This window comes from Pseudomonas guariconensis, assembly GCF_024127895.1.
GTDB classification, from domain to species: domain Bacteria; phylum Pseudomonadota; class Gammaproteobacteria; order Pseudomonadales; family Pseudomonadaceae; genus Aquipseudomonas; species Aquipseudomonas guariconensis_B.
The window spans coordinates 114,961-134,501 of the sequence record NZ_JAMYBK010000002.1; the positions used below are offsets into that span (position 1 = coordinate 114,961).

19 protein-coding genes and 1 pseudogene are annotated in these 19,541 nt (G+C 65.3%); 11 read left to right on the top strand and 9 right to left on the bottom strand.

What is annotated here, in order from left to right; genetic code table 11:
• Positions 1-19: 19 nt before the first annotated feature.
• The 3 genes and pseudogenes from NJF35_RS03090 to coaBC form a co-directional block, all read right to left on the bottom strand.
• Positions 20-1,393 (bottom strand): annotated as a pseudogene (locus NJF35_RS03090) (phosphomannomutase/phosphoglucomutase); the annotation flags it as partial.
• 134 nt (positions 1,394-1,527) lie between these two features.
• Positions 1,528-1,983, bottom strand: a complete 456-nt coding sequence (gene dut, locus NJF35_RS03095; protein ID WP_225786757.1) for a dUTP diphosphatase — start codon at positions 1,981-1,983, stop codon at positions 1,528-1,530.
• Between the two features lie 5 nt (positions 1,984-1,988).
• Entirely contained in the window at positions 1,989-3,200 is a 1,212-nt protein-coding gene (gene coaBC, locus NJF35_RS03100) for a bifunctional phosphopantothenoylcysteine decarboxylase/phosphopantothenate--cysteine ligase CoaBC (RefSeq protein WP_225786756.1), read from the bottom strand.
• A 126-nt stretch (positions 3,201-3,326) separates the two neighbouring features.
• On the opposite strand from coaBC, the gene radC reads away from it, so the two are divergent.
• Positions 3,327-4,007 carry a RadC family protein gene (gene radC / locus NJF35_RS03105; RefSeq protein WP_225786755.1) on the top strand — a complete coding sequence of 227 codons (681 nt, stop codon included), beginning with the start codon at positions 3,327-3,329 and terminating at the stop codon, positions 4,005-4,007.
• A gap of 139 nt (positions 4,008-4,146) precedes the next feature.
• Here the strand turns inward: radC and NJF35_RS03110 are convergent, their stop codons facing one another.
• The gene (locus tag NJF35_RS03110; RefSeq protein ID WP_253080649.1) at positions 4,147-5,736 is read right to left on the bottom strand and encodes an ABC transporter substrate-binding protein; all 1,590 of its coding nucleotides are present in this window, start codon (positions 5,734-5,736) and stop codon (positions 4,147-4,149) included.
• Positions 5,737-6,089: 353 nt separating this feature from the next.
• On the opposite strand from NJF35_RS03110, the gene rpmB reads away from it, so the two are divergent.
• Together rpmB and rpmG are read left to right on the top strand one after the other, a co-directional pair.
• Entirely contained in the window at positions 6,090-6,326 is a 237-nt protein-coding gene (rpmB, locus tag NJF35_RS03115; protein ID WP_225786753.1) for a 50S ribosomal protein L28, read from the top strand.
• An 11-nt stretch (positions 6,327-6,337) separates the two neighbouring features.
• On the top strand, positions 6,338-6,493 hold the full coding sequence (gene rpmG / locus NJF35_RS03120) for a 50S ribosomal protein L33 (RefSeq protein WP_012703270.1): 156 nt from the start codon (positions 6,338-6,340) through the stop codon (positions 6,491-6,493).
• Between the two features lie 125 nt (positions 6,494-6,618).
• On the opposite strand, the gene NJF35_RS03125 is transcribed toward rpmG, so the two are convergent.
• Positions 6,619-6,978: a cupin domain-containing protein gene (locus tag NJF35_RS03125; protein ID WP_253080648.1), complete on the bottom strand. Its 360-nt coding sequence runs from the start codon at positions 6,976-6,978 to the stop codon at positions 6,619-6,621.
• A gap of 196 nt (positions 6,979-7,174) precedes the next feature.
• Here NJF35_RS03125 and NJF35_RS03130 point away from each other — a divergent pair, with 196 nt between their 5' ends.
• The gene (locus tag NJF35_RS03130) at positions 7,175-8,668 is read left to right on the top strand and encodes an aldehyde dehydrogenase (RefSeq protein WP_253080647.1); all 1,494 of its coding nucleotides are present in this window, start codon (positions 7,175-7,177) and stop codon (positions 8,666-8,668) included.
• A gap of 182 nt (positions 8,669-8,850) precedes the next feature.
• Positions 8,851-9,990: an MFS transporter gene (locus tag NJF35_RS03135; protein WP_225786750.1), complete on the top strand. Its 1,140-nt coding sequence runs from the start codon at positions 8,851-8,853 to the stop codon at positions 9,988-9,990.
• A 75-nt stretch (positions 9,991-10,065) separates the two neighbouring features.
• On the opposite strand, the gene NJF35_RS03140 is transcribed toward NJF35_RS03135, so the two are convergent.
• Complete coding sequence (locus NJF35_RS03140; protein ID WP_253090662.1) at positions 10,066-11,622, bottom strand: phospholipase D family protein; 1,557 nt, start codon at positions 11,620-11,622, stop codon at positions 10,066-10,068.
• A gap of 60 nt (positions 11,623-11,682) precedes the next feature.
• Positions 11,683-13,113, bottom strand: coding sequence for a PLP-dependent aminotransferase family protein (locus tag NJF35_RS03145; protein WP_253080645.1), 1,431 nt, complete (start codon positions 13,111-13,113; stop codon positions 11,683-11,685).
• Between the two features lie 178 nt (positions 13,114-13,291).
• Between NJF35_RS03145 and NJF35_RS03150 the strand changes: the two genes are divergently transcribed.
• Complete coding sequence (locus tag NJF35_RS03150; protein ID WP_225786747.1) at positions 13,292-13,522, top strand: DUF1127 domain-containing protein; 231 nt, start codon at positions 13,292-13,294, stop codon at positions 13,520-13,522.
• Here NJF35_RS03150 and NJF35_RS03155 read toward each other — a convergent pair.
• The gene (locus NJF35_RS03155) at positions 13,519-14,811 is read right to left on the bottom strand and encodes an NAD(P)/FAD-dependent oxidoreductase (RefSeq protein ID WP_225786746.1); all 1,293 of its coding nucleotides are present in this window, start codon (positions 14,809-14,811) and stop codon (positions 13,519-13,521) included. The two genes, NJF35_RS03150 and NJF35_RS03155, sit on opposite strands and share 4 nt — an antisense overlap.
• A 154-nt stretch (positions 14,812-14,965) precedes the next feature.
• Here NJF35_RS03155 and NJF35_RS03160 point away from each other — a divergent pair, with 154 nt between their 5' ends.
• The gene (locus tag NJF35_RS03160) at positions 14,966-15,319 is read left to right on the top strand and encodes a YkgJ family cysteine cluster protein (RefSeq protein ID WP_253090663.1); all 354 of its coding nucleotides are present in this window, start codon (positions 14,966-14,968) and stop codon (positions 15,317-15,319) included.
• A 3-nt stretch (positions 15,320-15,322) separates the two neighbouring features.
• Here NJF35_RS03160 and dadR read toward each other — a convergent pair whose 3' ends face one another.
• On the bottom strand, positions 15,323-15,811 hold the full coding sequence (gene dadR / locus NJF35_RS03165; RefSeq protein WP_003258963.1) for a transcriptional regulator DadR: 489 nt from the start codon (positions 15,809-15,811) through the stop codon (positions 15,323-15,325).
• A 155-nt stretch (positions 15,812-15,966) separates the two neighbouring features.
• Here dadR and dadA point away from each other — a divergent pair, with 155 nt between their 5' ends.
• From dadA to NJF35_RS03185, 4 genes are all read left to right on the top strand, one after another.
• The gene (gene dadA, locus NJF35_RS03170; RefSeq protein WP_225786744.1) at positions 15,967-17,268 is read left to right on the top strand and encodes a D-amino acid dehydrogenase; all 1,302 of its coding nucleotides are present in this window, start codon (positions 15,967-15,969) and stop codon (positions 17,266-17,268) included.
• Entirely contained in the window at positions 17,240-17,593 is a 354-nt protein-coding gene (locus NJF35_RS03175) for a RidA family protein (protein ID WP_225786743.1), read from the top strand. Before dadA ends, NJF35_RS03175 begins: the two co-directional genes overlap by 29 nt.
• A 91-nt stretch (positions 17,594-17,684) precedes the next feature.
• On the top strand, positions 17,685-18,758 hold the full coding sequence (alr, locus tag NJF35_RS03180; RefSeq protein ID WP_253080644.1) for an alanine racemase: 1,074 nt from the start codon (positions 17,685-17,687) through the stop codon (positions 18,756-18,758).
• A 110-nt stretch (positions 18,759-18,868) separates the two neighbouring features.
• Positions 18,869-19,417: a cupin domain-containing protein gene (locus tag NJF35_RS03185; RefSeq protein WP_225786741.1), complete on the top strand. Its 549-nt coding sequence runs from the start codon at positions 18,869-18,871 to the stop codon at positions 19,415-19,417.
• Positions 19,418-19,541 lie beyond the last annotated feature (124 nt).

Below are 19,541 nucleotides of genomic sequence, written 5' to 3' on the forward strand. Positions count from 1 at the left end.
GTAAGGAACAGATAGTCGGTCAGAACGGCAGTTGCAGGGCTGGATCGACCCGCAGCAACTGCGAGCGGAAAACAGCCTGGATACGTTGCAGCTCGGCGTCGCTGTCGGCCTCGAAGCGCAGCACCAGCACCGGTGTGGTATTGGAGGCGCGGACCAGGCCCCAGCCGTGGGCGTAGTCGACCCGCACACCGTCGATGGTGGTCAGGTTGGCTTCGCCCCAGTCGGCGTCGCGTTGCAGCGCATCAATGATGCTGAATTTACTCTCGTCGGTCACATCAATGTTGATTTCCGGCGTGGAAATATCGTTCGGGAACGCGGCGAACAGGGTTTCGGCATCCTGGTCGGCCTTGCTGAGGATCTCCAGCAGACGCGCGGCGCTGTAGATACCGTCGTCGAAGCCGTACCAGCGCTCCTTGATGAAGATGTGCCCGCTCATCTCGCCGGCCAACAAGGAGCCGGTCTGCTTCATCTTCTTCTTGATCAACGAATGGCCGGTCTTCCACATTAGCGCGCGGCCGCCGTGCTGCTCGATCAGCGGGGTCAGGCGGCGGGTGCACTTGACGTCGAAAATGATCTCGGCGCCCGGATTGCGCGACAGCACGTCCTGGGCGAAGAGCATCAGCAGGCGGTCCGGGTAGACGATGCTGCCGGTATTGGTCACCACGCCGACGCGGTCGCCGTCACCGTCGAAGGCCAGGCCGATGTCGGCACCGGTTTCCTTGACCTTGGCGATCAGGTCTTCGAGGTTCTCGGGCTTGCCCGGGTCCGGATGGTGGTTGGGGAAGTTGCCGTCGACCTCGCAGAACAGCGGGATCACATCGCAGCCCAGGGCTTCGATCAACTGCGGGGCGATGACGCCGGCGGCGCCGTTGCCGCAGTCCACCACCACTTTCAGCTTCCTGGCCAGCTTCACGTCGCGGGTGATCTGCTGGAAGTAGCGCTCGAGGATCTCGACCTTTTCCACGCGGCCTTCGCCACGGCTGAGGTCGTTGGTCTTCAGGCGGGTCAGCAGGGCCTGGATCTGCTCGTTGGCCAGGGTGTCGCCGGCGATGACGATCTTGAAACCGTTGTAGTCGGGCGGGTTGTGGCTGCCGGTGAGCATCACGCCGGACTTGCCGGCCAGCACGTTGGCGGCATAGTACAGCGCCGGGGTCGGTACCAGGCCGACATTGCTGACCTGGCAGCCGGCATCGGCCAGCCCCTTGATCAGCTGTTCCACCAGCATCGGGCCGGACAGGCGGCCGTCACGGCCGACCGAAACCTGGGGCTCGCCCTGGGCCAGGCTCTGTGCGCCGATGGCGCGGCCGATCCAATAGGCGGTCTCGCCGGTCAGGGTCTTGCCGACCACGCCGCGGATGTCGTAAGCGCGGAAGATGCTGTCGGGCAGTGCGGGTACCAGCTGGGCCATGTCATTCATCTCTGGAACTCCAATAATCAAAGGCTTTTGGGCAGGCGCGAATTGAACGCTTGGACGATGCTTTCGCCAGAGAGTTCGCCATCCATGGCCTGAACGGTCGTCGAGCCGGCTCAGTGGCTGCCGGAATGGCCGAAGCCGCCGGCACCGCGCTGGCTCTCGTCGAAGGATTCGACGATATCGAAATGTGCTTGCACCACGGGCACCAGCACCAGCTGTGCGATGCGCTCGCCGACGGCGATGGTGAACGGGGTGTTGCCACGGTTCCAGCACGACACCATCAGCTCGCCCTGGTAGTCCGAGTCGATCAGGCCGACCAGGTTGCCCAGCACGATGCCGTGCTTGTGGCCCAGTCCCGAGCGGGGCAGGATCATGGCGGCCAGGCCCGGGTCGCCGATGTACACCGACAGGCCGGTGGGGATCAGCAGGGTCTGGCCCGGCTCGAGGACGGTGTCTTCCTTGAGCAGGGCGCGCAGGTCAAGGCCGGCGGAGCCAGGGGTGGCGTATTGCGGCAGGGGGAATTCGTTGCCCAGGCGAGGGTCGAGGATCTTGGCTTGGAGAGCGTGCATGTAGCTTATTGGACCTGGTTGAGCCGTTCGGCGATGAAGGCGACCAACTGGCGGGCGATCTTGCCCTTGCTGGTCTGCGCGAAGAGGGTCTGGTGTTGCTGGCGGTCGATCACGGTCAGGGCGTTTTCCTCGCTGTTGAAGCCGATGCTGGGGTTGGCCACATCATTGGCGACGATCAGGTCGAGGTTCTTGTCCTTGAGCTTGCGCGTGGCGTAGTCGAGCAGGTGCTCGGTCTCGGCGGCGAAGCCGACGCTGAACGGGCGATCGGGGCGGCCAGCGATGGTCGCAAGGATATCTGGATTGCGCACCATCTGCAGCAGCATGCCGTCGCCGGTCGTGGGATCTTTCTTGAGTTTTTGCGGGGCGACGACCTCGGGGCGGTAGTCTGCGACCGCAGCCGAGGCGATGAACAGGTCGCAGGGCATGGCGGCCTCGCACGCGGCGAGCATGTCCCGCGCGCTCACCACGTCGATGCGGTTGACACGATCGGGCGTCGGCAGGTGCACCGGACCGGTGACGAGGGTCACCCGAGCCCCGGCTTCGGCGGCCGCCTCGGCCAGGGCGAAGCCCATCTTGCCGGAGCTATGATTGGTGATGTAGCGCACCGGGTCGATGTTTTCCTGGGTCGGCCCGGCGGTGATCAGCACGTGCTTGCCGGTCAGTGCCTGGCGCTTGAAGCTTTCGGCGGCGCACCAGGCGAGGTCCGTGGCTTCGAGCATGCGGCCAAGGCCCACGTCGCCGCAGGCCTGGCTGCCGGAGGCCGGGCCGAACACCTGGATGCCGCGGCTCTTGAGCAGGTCGAGGTTGGCTTGGGTGGCTGGGTCGCGCCACATGGCCTGGTTCATGGCCGGCGCCACGGCGACGGTGGCGTCGGTGGCCAGCACCAGGGTGGTCAGCAGGTCGTCGGCCATGCCTTGGGCCAGGCGCGCCATGAGGTCGGCGGTGGCCGGGGCGATCAGCACCAGGTCGGCCCACTTGGCCAGTTCGATGTGCCCCATGGCCGCTTCGGCGGCGGGATCGAGCAGATCCATGTGCACCGGGTGGCCGGACAGCGCCTGCAGGGTCAGCGGCGTGATGAACTCGGCGCCGCCGCGGGTCATGACGACGCGCACTTGCGCGCCGTGTTCCAGGAGTCGGCGAATCAGCTCGGCGCTCTTGTAGGCGGCGATGCCGCCACCCACGCCGAGAACGATGCGCTTGCGATACAGCCGCTGCATAGGCTTGCCTTTTTCCAGTGAAAGCGGGCGGCGACGACAACTGCCTGCGGCAGAACGTCGCATCTACGGAGCGGGATAGATTAACACAGGGCTCAAATGTGCCGCAGTACGACGCAAGGAGAGGGGATGAGCATCAGGGAGTGGCCGGCGCAGGAGCGGCCGAGGGAGAAGTTGCTGCAGCGCGGGGCTGCGGTGTTGTCGGATGCCGAACTGATGGCCGTGCTGCTGGGGTCGGGGGTTGCCGGGCGTAATGTGCTGGACCTCGCCCGAGGGTTGCTGGTGCGTTTTGGTGGTTTGCGGCAGTTCCTGGAGGCCGATCGTGGGGCGATCCTCAGCGAGCCTGGCTTGGGGCCGGTGAAGTACGCCCAGTTGCAGGCATTGCTCGAGATTGGCCGGCGCTACCTGGACGAGAGCATCGAGCGTGCTCCGGCCCTGGAGAGCCCGTCGGCGGTGCGGCGTTATCTCAAGTCAATGTTGCGTCATGAGGCCAGCGAAGTGTTTGGCTGCCTGTTTCTTGATACCAAACACAGGCCACTGGCTTTCGAGATCCTGTTCAGAGGCACGATCGACCGGGCAAGCATCTACCCGCGCGAAGTCGTGCGCCGGGCGTTGTTGCATAACGCGGCGGCGCTGATCCTCTGTCACAACCATCCTTCCGGCCACTGTGAGCCCAGCCAGAACGACGTGCACATGACGCTTTCGCTGAAGCGGGCGCTGGCCTTGATCGATGTGCGGGTGCTCGACCACATCATCGTTGGCGATGGTGAGCCACTGTCCATGGTCGAGCATGGGTGGATCGCGACCTGATGGTCCAGGGGGCCAGTACCGGCCTATTCGCGGGCAAGCCCGCTCCCACAGGGCCTGAGTCGAGCACACATGATGTGGCTTGCAGGGCCATGTGGGGGCGGGCTTGCCCGCGAATAGGCCGGTACAGCCTGCATCATCTTCAGCGGCTTACCGAGACCTTGCTGAAATCCAAGCGCCCGAACGGGCTCACCTGGTACCCCTCGACCCCCTGGCGCAGCAAGGTCGCCGCCGTCGGATGCGCCAGCGGTACCCACAGGGCCTGCTGCTGGATCAGCGTTTGCGCCTGCTGGTACAGCCGGCTGCGCACGCTCTGGTCATTGGTGGTGCGACCGGCGCTGATCAACTGGTCCAGGCGGCTGTCGCAAAAGCGCGCGAAGTTGGTTCCCGACTGTACCGCCGCGCAGGAAAACTGCGGGCTGAGGAAGTTGTCCGGGTCGCCGTTGTCGCCAGCCCAGCCCATGAACAGCAGGTCATGCTCGCCAGCCTTGGCGCGGCGGATCAGTTCGCCCCACTCGATCACGCGGATCTCGGCCTTGATCCCGATTTTCGCCAGGTCGGCCTGGAGCATCTGTGCGCCCAGGTTGGGGTTGGGGTTGAGCAGGCTGCCGGAGGGGCGGGTCCAGATCGTGGTGGCGAAGCCGTCCGCAAGGCCGGCCTTGGCCAGCAATGCCTTGGCCTTCTTCAGGTCCTGTGGATAGCCGGGCAGGTCCTTGGCATAGCTCCAGGTATTGGGCGGATAGGGGCCGTTGGCGGCGGTGGCGGTGTCCTCGAACACGGCCTTGAGGTAGGCCGGCTTGTCGAAGGCAAGGTTGATCGCCTGGCGCACTTCAGGTTTGTTCAGCGGCGGATGCTGGCTGTTGATGGCGACGAAGGCGGTCATGAACGCCGGGGTGGTCGCGACCTCGAGGTTGCCATCCTTGCCGGCTTCGGCGACATCCAGTGGCTTGGGCGAGAGCGCCACCTGGCATTCGCCGCGCTTGAGCTTCTGCAGGCGCACGTTGGCGTCTGGGGTGATGGCGTAGATCAGCGGGTCGACCGTGGGCTTGCCGGCGAAGTAGTCGGGGTTGGCGCGGTAGCGCACCACGGCGTCCTTCTGGAAGCGCTGGAACATGAACGGCCCGGTACCCACCGGCTGGCTGTTGAGCTTTTCCGGGGTGCCGGCCTTGAGCAGCTTGTCGGCGTACTCGGCGGAATAGATCGAGGCGAAGCCCATGCTCAGGGTCGCCAGGAAGGTCGCGTCCGGGTGGGTGAGGGTGAAGCGCACGGTGTGCGGCTCCGGCGCCTCGATCAGCTTGATCAGGCTGCCCAGTTGCAGCGACTGGGCATGCGGGTAGCCGCCCGGGGCTGTCTTGTGCCAGGCGTGGGCGGGGTAGAGCATGCGCTGGAAGCTGAACAGCACGTCGTCGGCGTCCAGTTCGCGGCTTGGCTTGAACCAGGGCGTGGCATGGAATTTCACGCCGTTGCGCAGCTTGAAGTCATAGACCAGGCCGTCATCGGACACCGTCCAGCTTTGCGCAAGGCTAGGCACGACCTTGCCCTGGTTCGCATCGAACTCCACCAGGCGGTTCATCAGCACGTCGGCCGAGGCATTGGTGGTGGTCAACGAGTTGTATTGGACGACGTCGAAACCTTCGGGGCTGGCCTCGGTGCAGACGGAGAGGGGCGCCGCCTGGGCGAGGCCTGCGGCGAACAGGGAGGTGAACAACAGTGAAAGGGCGGCGACACGCATGCTGGACTCCTTGTGGCCCATCTGACTGTGCAGTGAGGAAACGTCCTACCCTAGTGTGCGCGTCGATAAATGACCACCTTCTTTTTCGTCTTCTCTGCGACGAGCGGTCGACAGTGCGCGAGGCTTGTCGCTATGCTGGCCAGGCGCGCTCGGCCCAGCCAGGATACGTATCATCTATTGTTGTGGCCGAGTCTTTCTGGTATAAAGCAGCGCTCTTTTCTAGGGGCTCGGCCTGTCGCACCTGCGGATCCGGTCGATAAGACCCCCGGAATCACGGCGCCTGGCGCCAAAGACTGAGAGATTAAGCGGCCAACCCATGCCGGGTTGGGCATGTGGTTTTAGAGGGCTGAGGCATGTCGAGAGTCTGTCAAGTTACCGGTAAGGGTCCGGTAACCGGGAACAACATTTCCCACGCAAACAACAAAACCCGTCGTCGTTTCCTGCCGAACCTGCAGCACCACCGTTTCTGGGTTGAGTCCGAGAAGCGCTTCGTGCGTCTGCGCGTTTCCGCCAAGGGCATGCGTATCATCGACAAGCGCGGTATCGATGCCGTTCTGGCCGACATCCGCCGCAGCGGCGCCAAGGTTTAAGGGAGAACATCATGCGTGAACTGATCCGTCTGGTATCGAGTGCTGGCACTGGCCACTTCTACACCACCGACAAGAACAAGCGCACCACTCCGGACAAGATCGAGATCAAGAAATACGATCCGGTCGTCCGTAAGCACGTGATCTACAAGGAAGCCAAGATCAAGTAATTGATCGGCGACCTGAAAAAACCCGCATCCACAAGGAGGCGGGTTTTTTTATGCCTGGCGGTCAGCCATTGGCTGCCACTCAGGGCCGCTTTGCAGCCCCATGGCCCCAAGTGGCAAAGGCGGGCTTACTTCTGTTCGAACATCACATAGATCTTGCGGCACGGCTCCAGCACTTCCCAGGTGCCCTTGAAGCCCGCCGGGATGACGAACCGATCACCGGTACGCAGGGTCTTGGCATTGCCTGCCTCGTCACGCAGCACCGAGACGCCCTGGACGATCTCGCAGTATTCGTGCTCGGTGTAGTTCACCGTCCATTGGCCCACCTCACCCTCCCAGACGCCCGCGGCGAATTGCCCGCATGGGCTGGAATAGTGGTTGTAGACGGCCTGGTCGGGTTCGCCCTTGAGGATTTTCTCCGCTGCCGGGCGGTAGCGTTCGGCCTCGGTAATGGTCTGGGCGAAGTCGATGATGCTGTCGATGCTCATGGTGAACCCCTCTTGTTGTTTAATAAAATGCACATCAGTAGGCTTTTAGGCCTTTCGTGTCAAATATATTGATAGTTTGCACGGGCTGGTTTAGGGTATCGGTTGCCAGTGTGCGTTTGTCGCCCGGCCAGAATTTCTGACAGCGCCCGTGAGTCCTCAGTGCGGCGTTGCACCTTAACAAGAGGAGGAGTTTCGTATGACCACCCTGACTCGTGCGGACTGGGAACAGCGTGCCCAACAATTGAAGATCGAAGGTCGCGCTTTCATCAACGGCGAATACACCGATGCCGCATCCGGTGAAACCTTCGACTGCCTGAGCCCGGTGGACGGACGCTTCCTGGCCAAGGTCGCCAGCTGCGACCTGGCCGACGCCAACCGCGCCGTGGCAAACGCCCGCGCCACCTTCGAGTCCGGCGCCTGGTCGCGCCTGGCCCCGGCCAAGCGCAAATCGGTGCTGATCCGCTTCGCCGGCCTGCTGCGCCAGCACGTCGAGGAACTGGCCCTGCTGGAAACCCTGGACATGGGCAAGCCGATCGGTGACTCCTCGACCATCGACATCCCCGGTGCAGCCAACGCCATCCACTGGACCGCCGAAGCCATCGACAAGGTCTACGACGAAGTCGCCCCGACCCCGCACGACCAGCTCGGCCTGGTGACCCGCGAGCCGGTGGGCGTGGTCGGCGCCATCGTGCCGTGGAACTTCCCGCTGCTGATGGCCTGCTGGAAACTCGGCCCGGCCCTGGCCACCGGTAACTCGGTGGTGCTCAAGCCGTCGGAGAAGTCGCCGCTGACCGCCATCCGCATCGCCCAGCTGGCCATCGAGGCCGGCATCCCGGCCGGCGTGCTGAACGTGCTGCCAGGCTATGGTCACACCGTGGGCAAGGCCCTGGCCCTGCACATGGACGTCGACACCCTGGTGTTCACCGGCTCCACCAAGATCGCCAAGCAACTGATGGTGTATGCCGGCGAATCGAACATGAAACGCGTCTGGCTGGAAGCCGGCGGCAAGAGCCCGAACATCGTCTTCGCCGACGCGCCGGACCTCAAGGCCGCCGCCGAAGCCGCCGCCAGCGCCATCGCCTTCAACCAGGGCGAGGTCTGCACCGCCGGCTCGCGCCTGCTGGTCGAGCGTTCGATCAAGGACCAGTTCCTGCCCATGGTGGTCGAGGCCCTCAAGGCCTGGAAACCGGGCAACCCACTGGACCCGGCGACCACCGTCGGCGCGCTGGTCGACACCCAGCAGATGAACACCGTGCTGTCGTACATCGAGGCTGGCCACCAGGACGGCGCCAAGCTGCTGGCCGGCGGCAAGCGCATCCTGGAGGAAACCGGCGGCACCTATGTCGAGCCGACCATCTTCGACGGCGTGACCAACGCCATGAAGATCGCCAAGGAAGAGATCTTCGGCCCTGTGCTGTCGGTGATCACCTTCGACAGCGCCGAGGAAGCCGTGGCCATCGCCAACGACACCCCGTACGGCCTGGCTGCCGGCATCTGGACCGCCGACATCTCCAAGGCCCACCGCACTGCCCGCGCCGTGCGTGCCGGCAGCGTGTGGGTCAACCAGTACGACGGCGGCGACATGACTGCGCCGTTCGGTGGCTTCAAGCAGTCGGGCAACGGCCGTGACAAGTCGCTGCATGCACTGGAGAAATACACCGAGCTGAAGGCGACCTGGATCAAGCTGTAAGCCAGAGGGGCCGCCTTGCGGCCCAATCGCCGGCAAGCCGGCTCCCCACAAGGATCGCCTCGAACCCTGTGGGACGCTTGCGGTGATTGAGCTGCACAGCAGCCCCAATGACAGCCGGGCCGGTTCACACCGTCCCGGCTGTGTCGTTTCTGCTCTTCAAGAATGCTGCCTGGGAGGCTGTGATGCGTTGGGGAACCTACTTTGCCGTGCTGGCGTCGGTGCTCAGTGTCGGGCTGGCGCTCGGCGTGAGCATGCCGCTGGTGTCCTTGCGCCTGGAGGGCTGGGGCTACGGCGGGTTCGCCATCGGTGTCATGGCGGCGATGCCGGCGCTCGGGGTGCTGCTTGGCGCCAGCCTGGCCAGCCGCCTGGCCGGCTGGGTCGGCGTGCCATCGGCCATGCGCCTGTGCCTGTGGGGCGGTGCGCTGTCCATCGGCCTGGTGGCGCTGCTGCCGAGCTACTCGCTGTGGCTGGCGCTGCGCCTGCTGATCGGCATGTCCCTGACGGTGGTGTTCATCCTCGGCGAAAGCTGGATCAACCAATTGGTGGTCGAGCAATGGCGTGGCCGGCTGGTGGCCTTGTATGGCAGCAGCTATGCCCTGAGCCAGCTGGCCGGGCCGCTGGTACTGGGGTTTCTCGGCTCGGACGACGACTTCGGTTTCTGGGCCGCCACCGGCCTGCTGCTGTTGGCGCCGCTGGTGCTGCTGGGCCGTGGTGGGGCACCGACCACCGAGGCTTGCAGCGTCACCTTCAGCGACCTGTTCGCTTTCTGCCGGCGCCTGCCGGTGATCGCCTGGGCCATTGCCCTGTTCGCGGCGTTCGAGGCGATGATCCTGACCTTGCTGCCAGTGTACTGCCTGCAGCAAGGGTTCACCGCCGAGCTGGCGCTGTTCATGGTCAGTACCGTGGTGGTGGGGGACGCCGTGCTGCAATTGCCGATCGGTGCCCTGGCCGACCGCATGTCGCGACGCACCCTGTTCAGCGGTTGCGCCCTGACGCTGCTGGTGTCCAGCCTGGCCATTCCGTTGTTGCTGCATACGCCGGCGATCTGGCCGCTGTGGGTGCTGTTCGGGGCCAGTGCCGGGGGGCTGTTCACCCTGTCGCTGGTGTTGATCGGCGAGCGTTATCGGGATGATGCGCTGGTGCGGGCCAATGCCCACGTGGCGCAATTGTGGGGGATTGGCTGCCTGGTCGGGCCATTGCTGGCCGGTGCCGGCAGCCAGTGGATCAGCGGGCATGCGCTGCCGTTGCTGATGGCGGCAGGGGCGGCGGGGTTGGTATTGCTGACCCGGCGGCGGGATGCCTTCGAGCCGGCTTCGGTCTGATTGCGCCAGGGGCGGCTGCCCTGCAGCCCATTCGCGGGCTTGCCCGCGAATGGGGCTACACACGTCACGCTTGGGCTAGAGCATCTTCTCCAGCCCCACTGCCTTGCTGATCCAGGCATTGAAGCGCCGCCACATCCCACCCGGTTCGGAGGTCAGCATACGGCGCTGGCCATCGTCCTCGGTCACCCACACGATCTTTCCGCCCACTAGCCTGGGTTGGTAGCTCAGCGCCGGTGCCATCCCCTGCACCGCCAGTTCCCGCGTGTACTCGGCCAGCTCCGGGCTGTCCACCAGCACGCCGACCTCGGTGTTCCACAGCACCGAACGTGGATCGAAGTTGAACGAGCCGATGAAGGTCTTGCGTCGGTCGAAGACGATCGCCTTGCTGTGCAGGCTGGAGTCGGAGCTACCGTGGAAGCTCAGGCCGCGGTTGGCGCTGGGGTCGCCAGGCTGGCGGCGCAGTTCGTAAAGCTGTACGCCATGTTCGAGCAAGGCGCGGCGGTAGGGCGCGTAGCCACCGTGCACCGCCGGCACGTCGGTGGCCTCCAGCGAGTTGGTCAGCAACTTCACCGAGATGCCGGCATCGGCCTGGCTGGTCAGGTACAGCAGGCCTGACTCGCCTGGTACGAAGTAGGCCGACACCAGGATCAGCTCGTGACGGACGTTTTTCAGATCCGGTGCCAGTTGCTGGGTCATCAGCAACTGCGGGTCCGGCTCGTCCTGGGCCAGTACCTTGCTCGGCGCGTCCCACAGGGCCTGGCTGTGGGCCCAGATCAGCTCGTTGCGCCAGACGTCCAGGCGTGGCCGGGCCTGGTAGGCCATCAGCCGGTCATACAGCGCCTTGTGCTGGATCCGCGCCTCGGCCAGGGAAATCTCCAGGCGCTGGCGGCTGGTGCGCAGGTCGCTGGCGTCTGGCTGGCGCCAGAGAAAGTCGCCGATCGGGCGGCTCAGGGCACTGTTCCAGTACTGGTCGAAGCTGTGCCCGAGCTGTTCGGCCACAGGCCCGACGCCGAGCAGGTCGATGTCGGTGAAGTTCAGGTTGGGCTCGGCGTCGAAGTACTCGTCGCCCAGGTTGCGACCGCCGACGATGGCCATGCTGTTGTCCACCAGGAACAGCTTGTTGTGCATGCGCCGGTGCTGGCGCGACAGGTTGAACAACCGGCCCACCGCGCGGGTGACGCCGGTACTGCGTCCCAGGTGCAGTGGGTTGAACACGCGGATATGGATGTTCGGGTGGGCGGCGAGGGTGCCCATCAGGCTGTCGAGACCGTCGCTGGTGGTGTCGTCGAGCAGGATGCGCACGCGCACGCCACGGTCTGCGGCGCGCAGCAACTCGTGAACCAGGGCGCGGGTGCTCAGGCCGTCATGGACGATGTAGTACTGCAGGTCGATGCTGGCCTGGGCGTTGCGGATCAGTTCGGCACGGGCGCGGAAGGCTTCGTTGCTGTTGGGCAGCAGGCGAAAGCCCGAGCGCCCTTCGTAGGGGGCCGCCTGGCGCAGCACCGAGCGGCCGAAGGCGGACTCGCTGGCCGGCAGGGCGTGGCTGACGTCGTGGGACGTGCCGACACTGGCACAGCCCGCAAGGCCGAGCAGCAGCGCCAGCAAGAGAGGCAGAGCTCGCTGGAGTCTCAAGGGAGGATCGTCCTGTACAGCAAAGGCCTATCGATATGGACCGTGGAGGGCGGCGCAAAGTTACCCTGCGTGCGCATCCGCATCCAGTAGACGAAGGGCGGTTTCGCCCACCTTGCGCACGGCCGCCTCGATCTGTGGCGTCGGCCGGGCGGCGAAGTTCATGCGCAGGCAATGGCGGAACTTGCCCGACGCCGAGAAGATGCTGCCGACGGCGACCTGCACGCCTTGCTCCAGTAAAGCGCGATTCAGGCGCAGCGTATCGAAACTTTCCGGCAATTCCACCCACAGCATGAAGCCGCCCTGGGGCCGGCTGGCACGGGTGCCGGGCGGGAAGTAGCGGGTCACCCAGTCGCTCATCAGGTCGCGACCACGCTGGTACTGGCTGCGCATGCGGCGCACGTGCGGGTGGTAGTGGCCGGCGGCGATGAAGTCGGCGATGGCCAACTGTGGCTGGCTGGCGGTGCTGCCGGTGCTGATGTACTTCATGTGCAGCACCCGCTCCAGGTAGCGCCCAGGGGCGACCCAGCCGACCCGCAGGCCTGGGGCCAGGGTCTTGGAGAACGAACTGCACAGCAGCACGCGGCCGTCTTCGTCGAACGATTTGATGGTCCGTGGGCGCGGATAGGTGTAGGCCAGGTCGCCGTAGACATCGTCCTCGAGGATCGCCACGTCGTAGCGCTGGGCCAGCGTCAACAGGGCCTTCTTGCGCGCCTCGGGCATGATGTAGCCGAGCGGGTTGTTGCAGCTGGGCGTGATCTGGATGAGCTTGATCGGCCACTGCTCCAGGGCCAGTTCGAGGGCTTCGAGGCTGATGCCGGTGAGCGGGTCGGTGGGGATCTCCAGGGCCTTCATGCCCAGGCCCTTGAGGGTCTGCATGGCGCCATGGAAGCTCGGCGAGTCGACCGCGACGATGTCGCCGGGCTGGCACACCGCGCGGATGCTGGTGGACAGCGCCTCGTGGCAGCCGGTGGTCACCACCAGGTCGGCCGGGCCCAGGCGGCAGCCGGAGTCGAGCATCAAGCGGGCGATCTGTTCGCGCAGGGCCAGGTTGCCGTGGATGTTGTCGTAGTACAGGCCGGGCATGTCCTGGCGTCGGCTGAGCTGGGCGAGGCTGCGCAACAGAGGCTTGAGGCTCGGGCTGTCGATGTCGGGCATGCCGCGGCCGAGCTGGACCACGTCGGCGCGTGGGGTGCTGCGCACCAGTTCCAGCACCTGTTCCCACTGGGAGATGTCCACGGGCCGCTGGGCCGGCCGGCTGACCGCGGGCAGGGCAGGGAGGCTGCGGTCTTCGGCGACGAAATAGCCTGACTTGGGGCGCGGCGAGACCAGGCCGTTGTCCTCCAGCAGGCGGTAGGCCTGCTGCACGGTGCTCAGGCTGACGCCGTGCTCGAGGCTCAGGGCACGGACCGAGGGCAGGCGCTGGCCGGGGCGGTACAGGCCTTGTTCGATACGGGCGCCGAGCAGCTCGGCGAGGTTGACGTAGAGGGTCACGGCATACTCCTGCCCGGGGTGCGAGCTAAGACCAGTACAGATCGGGCGAAAATACAGCATTCAGCAGGCTTTCTGCCAATGCTGTATGGAAATAATAAAGCTGTATTGAATCTGTATTGCCGGGGGTACAAACCCGCATGCTTTCTCCATGGCTCGATCAGATCAGGAGAACGCAGTGATGGGCGGTTTGAGCGACGTACGTTTGCAACTGTTGGCCAAGGCGTTGGCGGACGGCCAACGCCCCAAGGTCCACGCGGCCCCGGCCGGCCTGGGCCGCTGGGGGTTGATGATGCACCGCTGGCGCACCCGCAGGGCCCTGCTGCAGCTGGATGATGGCCAGTTGCGGGATATCGGCTTGAGCTGGCAGCAGGCCCGGGAGGAAGGGCGCAAACCCTTCTGGCGGGATTAGACCAGCTCCTTGAGGCGATGCCACAGCATGCCCAAAGCCAGCAGTGGCGAGCGCAGCAACCTGCCGCCGGGGAAGGTGATATGCGGGACCTGGGCGAACAGGTCGAAGCGCCCGCTCTGCTGGCCGCTGATGGCTTCGCCGAGCAAGCGCCCGGCCAGGTGGGTGGCGTTCACGCCATGGCCGGAATAGGCCTGGGCATAGTAGACATTGGGCTGGCTGGCCAGGCGGCCGATCTGCGGCAGGCGGTTGGCGCCGATGCCGATCATGCCGCCCCACTGGTAGTCGATGCGCACATCGGCCAGGTGCGGGAACACCTTGAGCATCTTCGGACGCATGTAGGCGGCGATGTCCTGCGGGTCGCGCCCGGAGTAGTGGCAGGCGCCGCCGAACAGCAGGCGATGGTCGGCGGACAGGCGGTAGTAGTCCAGGGCCACGCGTTGGTCGCACACCGCCATGTTCTGTGGCAGCAGTTGGCGCGCGCGTTCCTCGCCCAGTGGCTCGGTGGCGATGACGTAGCTGCCGGCGGGCAGCACCTTGCCGCCCAGTTCGCGGTTGAGGTCGTTGTGGTAGGCGTTGCAGCACAGTACCAGGGTGCTGGCGCGGACCCGCCCCTTGGCGGTGTGGACCTGTACCTGCGGGCCGTAGTCGATGCGGGTCACTTCCGACATTTCGTGCAGTTTCACCCCCAGCCGGGTGGCGGCTTGCGCTTCGCCCAGGGCCAGGTTGAGCGGGTGCAGGTGCCCCGAGCCCATGTCGACCAGCCCGCCGACGTAGCGGTCGGAGCCGACCACGCTGTGGATGTCGCTCTGTGGAACCAGGCGCAGTTCATGGCGATAGCCCAGGCTGCGCAGCTCTTCGGCGTCCTCGGCGAAGCCTTCCAGCTCGCGAGGCTTGTTGGCCAGGTCGCAGTAGCCCCAGGTCAGGTCGCAGGCGATGGCGTGACGCTCGATGCGCTCGCGGACGATGTCCACGGCCTCCAGGCCCATCAGCTTCATGCTGCGCACGCCTTGCTCGCCGATGATCGGCAGGAATTGCTCCAGGCCGTGGCCGACGCCACGGATCAGTTGCCCGCCGTTGCGCCCGCTGGCGCCCCAGCCGATCTTGCGGGCTTCCAGGAGGATCACCGAGAGGCCGCGTTCGGCCAGTTCGATGGCGGTGTTCAGGCCTGAGTAGCCGCCGCCGACGATGCACACGTCAGCGCTGTGTTCGCCTTGCAGGGCAGGGTAATCGGGCTGTGGCGCGCTGCTGGCGGCGTAATAGGAGGCGGCGTGCTGCGCGCTGTGGGTCATGGGGCGGGTCCTGGAGTTGGAGCGGGAGGGGCGAGGATAAGCTGGGGGTTCGCGGTGGGGCAACTAGAGCAATACCCGTCAGTTAAGCGGCCCCAAAGCCCGCCACCGCGAATAGGATATAATCCGACCCACCTCTTCGACTCGCCCGCCGACCATGTCCTGCAACCGCCACAAGATCCACTTCCTGCGCGAACTGATCCCGTCCTTCGACTGTGAGCGCGGCTGCCACGACTGCTGCGGCCCGGTCACCACCTCGGCCGAAGAGATGGCCCGGCTGCCACGCAAGTCCCGCGCCGAGCAGGAGGCCGCGCTGGAGCGCCTGGACTGCGTGCACCTGGGCCCCGAGGGATGCACGGTGTACCAGGAGCGGCCGCTGATCTGCCGCCTGTTCGGCACCACGCCACGCATGGCCTGCCCGCGGGGGCGCGGGCCTGCGCAGATGATCGAGCCCGAAGCCGAGCAGCTCGTCCACCAGTACATCGCCAGCACCCGCCAGGTGCTGGTCTGACGCTCAGTCCGGGATCGGCAGGCAGAGGCTTTCCTTCACCTCTTCCATGACGATGTAGCTCTTCGACTCCCGCACATGGGGCAGCTTGAGCAGGATGTCGCCAAGCAGCTTGCGGTACGAGGCCATTTCCGAGATGCGCGCTTTCACCAGGTAGTCGAAGTCGCCCGATACCAGGTGGCACTCCAGCACATGAGGCAGCTTGAGCACGGCACGGCGGAACTCCTCGAAGGTATCGCCGGACTTGTAGTCCAGGCTGATCTCGACGAATACCAGCAGGCTGCCCTTGAGGTGCTGCGGATTGAGCCGGGCGTTGTAGCCCATGATGATCCCCTCGCGCTCCAGCCGGCGCACACGCTCGGTGCATGGCGTGGTGGAAAGGCCGACCTTCTCGCCCAGTTCGGTGAACGAGATGCGCCCGTCGTTTTGCAGGATACGCAGGATGTTGCGGTCGATCTTGTCCAGTTCACGCTTGCTCTGGTGCTGGGTTCTCATAGGGGATGCCCCTCCACAAAAGGCGACTATGCCGAGAATTCTCGCCAAATATAGGCTTTTATATAGTGAAATGCACTGGCCTGTCCTTCTTATACTGCGCCCATCCAAGCCATTTCAACAAAAGACTGCGGCAAGCCGCGTGCGAGGGATAAACAATGCGAGTTCTGGTACTTGGTAGCGGTGTGATCGGAACCGCCAGTGCCTATTATCTGGCCCGGCAAGGTTTCGAAGTCGTGGTGGTCGATCGCCAGCCGGCGGTGGCCATGGAGACCAGCTTCGCCAACGCTGGCCAGATCTCGCCGGGCTATGCCTCGCCCTGGGCCGCGCCGGGCGTGCCGCTGAAGGCCATCAAGTGGCTGCTCGAGCGCCATGCCCCGCTGGCCATCAAGCTCACCGGCAACGTCGACCAGTACCTATGGATGGCGCAGATGCTGCGCAACTGCACCGCCAACCGCTACGCGGTGAACAAGGAGCGGATGGTGCGCCTGTCCGAGTACAGCCGCGACTGCCTCGACGAACTGCGCGCCGAGACCGGTATCGCCTACGAAAGCCGCACCCTGGGCACCACCCAGCTGTTCCGCACCCAGGCCCAGGTGGATGCGGCGGCCAAGGACATCGCCGTGCTCGAGCAATCCGGCGTGCCATACGAGTTGCTCGATCGTGACGGTATCGCCCGCGTCGAGCCGGCCCTGGCTGGGGTGAAGGACATCCTCGCCGGCGCCCTGCGCCTGCCCAACGACCAGACCGGCGACTGCCAGCTGTTCACCACCAAGCTCGCCGAGATGGCCATCAAGCTGGGCGTCGAGTTCCGCTTCGGCCAGGACATCCAGCGCCTGGACTGCGCCGGCGACCGTATCAATGGCGTGTGGATCGACGGCAAGCTGGAAACCGCCGACCGCTACGTCCTGGCCCTGGGCAGCTACTCGCCGCAGATGCTCAAGCCGCTGGGCATCAAGGCTCCGGTGTACCCGCTCAAGGGCTACTCGCTGACCGTGCCGATCACCGATCCGGACATGGCGCCGACCTCGACCATCCTCGACGAGACCTACAAGGTCGCCATCACCCGTTTCGACAACCGCATCCGTGTCGGGGGCATGGCCGAGATCGCCGGCTTCGACCTTTCGCTGAACCCGCGTCGGCGCGAAACGCTGGAGATGATCGTCAACGATCTTTATCCTCGCGGCGGCGACCTGAGCCAGGCCAGCTTCTGGACCGGCCTGCGCCCGGCGACCCCGGACGGCACGCCGATCGTCGGCGCTACCTCCTTGCGCAACCTGTACCTCAATACCGGTCACGGCACCCTGGGGTGGACCATGGCCTGTGGTTCTGGCCGCCTGCTGGCCGACCTGATCGCGCGCAAGAAGCCGCAGATCAGCGCCGAGGGCCTCGACATTTCGCGTTATGGCAAAAATCAGGAGATCGCCAAGCATGCCAATCCAGCGCCAGCTCACCAATGAGCGCATGAGCCAGATCGTCGTTCACAACGGTACCGTCTACCTGGCGGGCCAGGTGGGTGACGACATGGATGCCGGGATCGAGCAGCAGACCCGCGAGACCCTGGCCAACATCGAACAGTTCCTCGAGCAGGCCGGCACCGACAAGACCCGCCTGCTCTCGGTGACCATCTACCTGAAGGACATCGACGCCCACTTCCAGGGCATGAACGCGGTGTGGGACCAGTGGCTGCCCCAGGGCGTCGCGCCGGCCCGCGCCACGGTCGAGGCCAAGCTGTGCGAGCCAGAGATCCTCGTCGAGATGTCGGTGATCGCCGCACTGCCGTAAACCGTTCCCTCACCCTGGTGCGGCGGGCACTACCCCTCACCCGTCGCGCCAGGGGCTTATCGATAACCAGAACTGCCAGAAGGCTGCCGCCATGCGTCCTGCCCGTGCCCTGATCGACCTCCAAGCCCTTCGCCACAACTACCGTCTGGCCCGTGAACTGTCCGGCGCCAAGGCCCTCGCCGTGATCAAGGCCGATGCCTATGGCCATGGCGCGGTGCGCTGCGCCCTTGCCCTGGAGGCCGAGGCCGACGGTTTCGCCGTCGCCTGCATCGAGGAGGCGCTGGAGCTGCGCGCCGCCGGGATCAAGGCGCCGGTGCTGCTGCTCGAAGGCTTCTTCGAGGCCAGCGAGCTGGCGCTGATCGCCGAGCACGACCTGTGGTGCGTGGTGCATTCGTTGTGGCAACTGGAGGCCATCGAAAAGGCCCAGGTGCACAAGCCGCTGAACATCTGGCTGAAGCTGGACACCGGGATGCATAGGGTCGGCCTGCACCCGAAGGACTACCACGACGCCTACCAGCGCCTGCTGGCCAGCGGCAAGGTGGCGCGCATCGTGCTGATGAGCCACTTCGCCCGTGCCGACGAGCTTCAGGCCGACGCCACCGCGCAGCAGGTGGCGGTGTTCGAGGCGGCGCGCCAGGGCCTGGCCGCCGAGTGCAGCCTGCGCAACTCGCCGGCGGTGCTGGGTTGGCCGCAGGTGCCGAGCGACTGGGTGCGCCCGGGCATCATGCTGTATGGCGCAACGCCCTTCGAGGTGCCCCAGGCCCAGGCCGAACGCCTGCAGCCCGTGATGACCCTGCAATCGCGCATCATCGCCGTACGTGAGCTGCCGGCCGGCGAGCCGGTCGGCTATGGCGCCAAGTTCATCAGCCCACGCCCGACCCGCGTCGGTGTGGTCGCCATGGGTTATGCCGATGGTTACCCACGCCAGGCACCTACCGGCACCCCGGTGATGGTCGCCGGCAAGCGCACCCAACTGATTGGCCGGGTTTCGATGGACATGCTCTGCGTCGACCTGACCGACGTGCCGCAAGCGACCGTCGGCAGCCCGGTGGAGTTGTGGGGCAAGCAAGTGCTGGCCAGCGAAGTGGCGCTATTGGCGGGGATGATCCCCTACCAGATCTTCTGCAACCTCAAGCGCGTGCCGCTGGACTATATCGGCGAATGAGGCGCTGAAGCGGACAGGCTGCGGGGCGAAGTGTTGTAAATACTGAACGGCGTTGCCATCATATCGTTCACACTTCTCCCCCACCTCGACCGTTTCAGGAGGCTCCAGCTTTGGACGTCGGTGAACGACTGCAAGCCATCCGCAAGCTCAAGGGCCTGTCCCAGCGTGAACTCGCCAAGCGTGCGGGCGTGACCAACAGCACTATCTCGATGATCGAGAAGAACAGTGTGAGCCCGTCGATCAGCTCCCTGCGCAAGGTGCTCAGTGGCATTCCCATGTCCATGGTCGAGTTCTTCTCCGTCGAGCTGGCGCCGGAAAGCCCCACGCAGATCGTCTACAAGGCCCACGAGCTGATCGACATCTCCGACGGTGCGGTGACCATGAAGCTGGTGGGCAAGTCGCACCCCAACCGGGCCATCGCTTTTCTCAACGAGGTCTACCCGCCGGGTGCCGACACCGGCGAAGAGATGCTCACCCATGATGGCGAGGAAACCGGCATCCTGCTCGAAGGCCGCCTGGAGCTGGTGGTCGGCACCGAGACCTTCATCCTCGAGGCCGGCGACAGCTACTACTTCGAAAGCACCCGCCCGCACCGTTTTCGCAACCCCTTCGACGAGCCCGCCCGGCTGATCAGCGCGGCCACGCCTTCCAACTTCTGAATGGCTGCGCGGCATGTTGTCGCGGCTATACCCTTTCGAACACTAGGGTTGTTCCGCTCACCTCCGGGATCCCGCTATACTTTCCAACGCCCGCGTATCCCGTGGCCGCGGGCGTGATTAGCCA

Bases quoted from the DNA above. Each gene is read 5' to 3' on its own strand.
- dut (WP_225786757.1), bottom strand. From the start codon at position 1,983: ATGCACGCTCTCCAAGCCAAGATCCTCGACCCTCGCCTGGGCAACGAA.
- coaBC (WP_225786756.1), bottom strand. From the start codon at position 3,200: ATGCAGCGGCTGTATCGCAAGCGCATCGTTCTCGGCGTGGGTGGCGGC.
- radC (WP_225786755.1), top strand. From the start codon at position 3,327: ATGAGCATCAGGGAGTGGCCGGCGCAGGAGCGGCCGAGGGAGAAGTTG.
- NJF35_RS03110 (WP_253080649.1), bottom strand. From the start codon at position 5,736: ATGCGTGTCGCCGCCCTTTCACTGTTGTTCACCTCCCTGTTCGCCGCA.
- rpmB (WP_225786753.1), top strand. From the start codon at position 6,090: ATGTCGAGAGTCTGTCAAGTTACCGGTAAGGGTCCGGTAACCGGGAAC.
- rpmG (WP_012703270.1), top strand. From the start codon at position 6,338: ATGCGTGAACTGATCCGTCTGGTATCGAGTGCTGGCACTGGCCACTTC.
- NJF35_RS03125 (WP_253080648.1), bottom strand. From the start codon at position 6,978: ATGAGCATCGACAGCATCATCGACTTCGCCCAGACCATTACCGAGGCC.
- NJF35_RS03130 (WP_253080647.1), top strand. From the start codon at position 7,175: ATGACCACCCTGACTCGTGCGGACTGGGAACAGCGTGCCCAACAATTG.
- NJF35_RS03135 (WP_225786750.1), top strand. From the start codon at position 8,851: ATGCGTTGGGGAACCTACTTTGCCGTGCTGGCGTCGGTGCTCAGTGTC.
- NJF35_RS03150 (WP_225786747.1), top strand. From the start codon at position 13,292: ATGGGCGGTTTGAGCGACGTACGTTTGCAACTGTTGGCCAAGGCGTTG.
- NJF35_RS03155 (WP_225786746.1), bottom strand. From the start codon at position 14,811: ATGACCCACAGCGCGCAGCACGCCGCCTCCTATTACGCCGCCAGCAGC.
- NJF35_RS03160 (WP_253090663.1), top strand. From the start codon at position 14,966: ATGTCCTGCAACCGCCACAAGATCCACTTCCTGCGCGAACTGATCCCG.
- dadR (WP_003258963.1), bottom strand. From the start codon at position 15,811: ATGAGAACCCAGCACCAGAGCAAGCGTGAACTGGACAAGATCGACCGC.
- dadA (WP_225786744.1), top strand. From the start codon at position 15,967: ATGCGAGTTCTGGTACTTGGTAGCGGTGTGATCGGAACCGCCAGTGCC.
- NJF35_RS03175 (WP_225786743.1), top strand. From the start codon at position 17,240: ATGCCAATCCAGCGCCAGCTCACCAATGAGCGCATGAGCCAGATCGTC.
- alr (WP_253080644.1), top strand. From the start codon at position 17,685: ATGCGTCCTGCCCGTGCCCTGATCGACCTCCAAGCCCTTCGCCACAAC.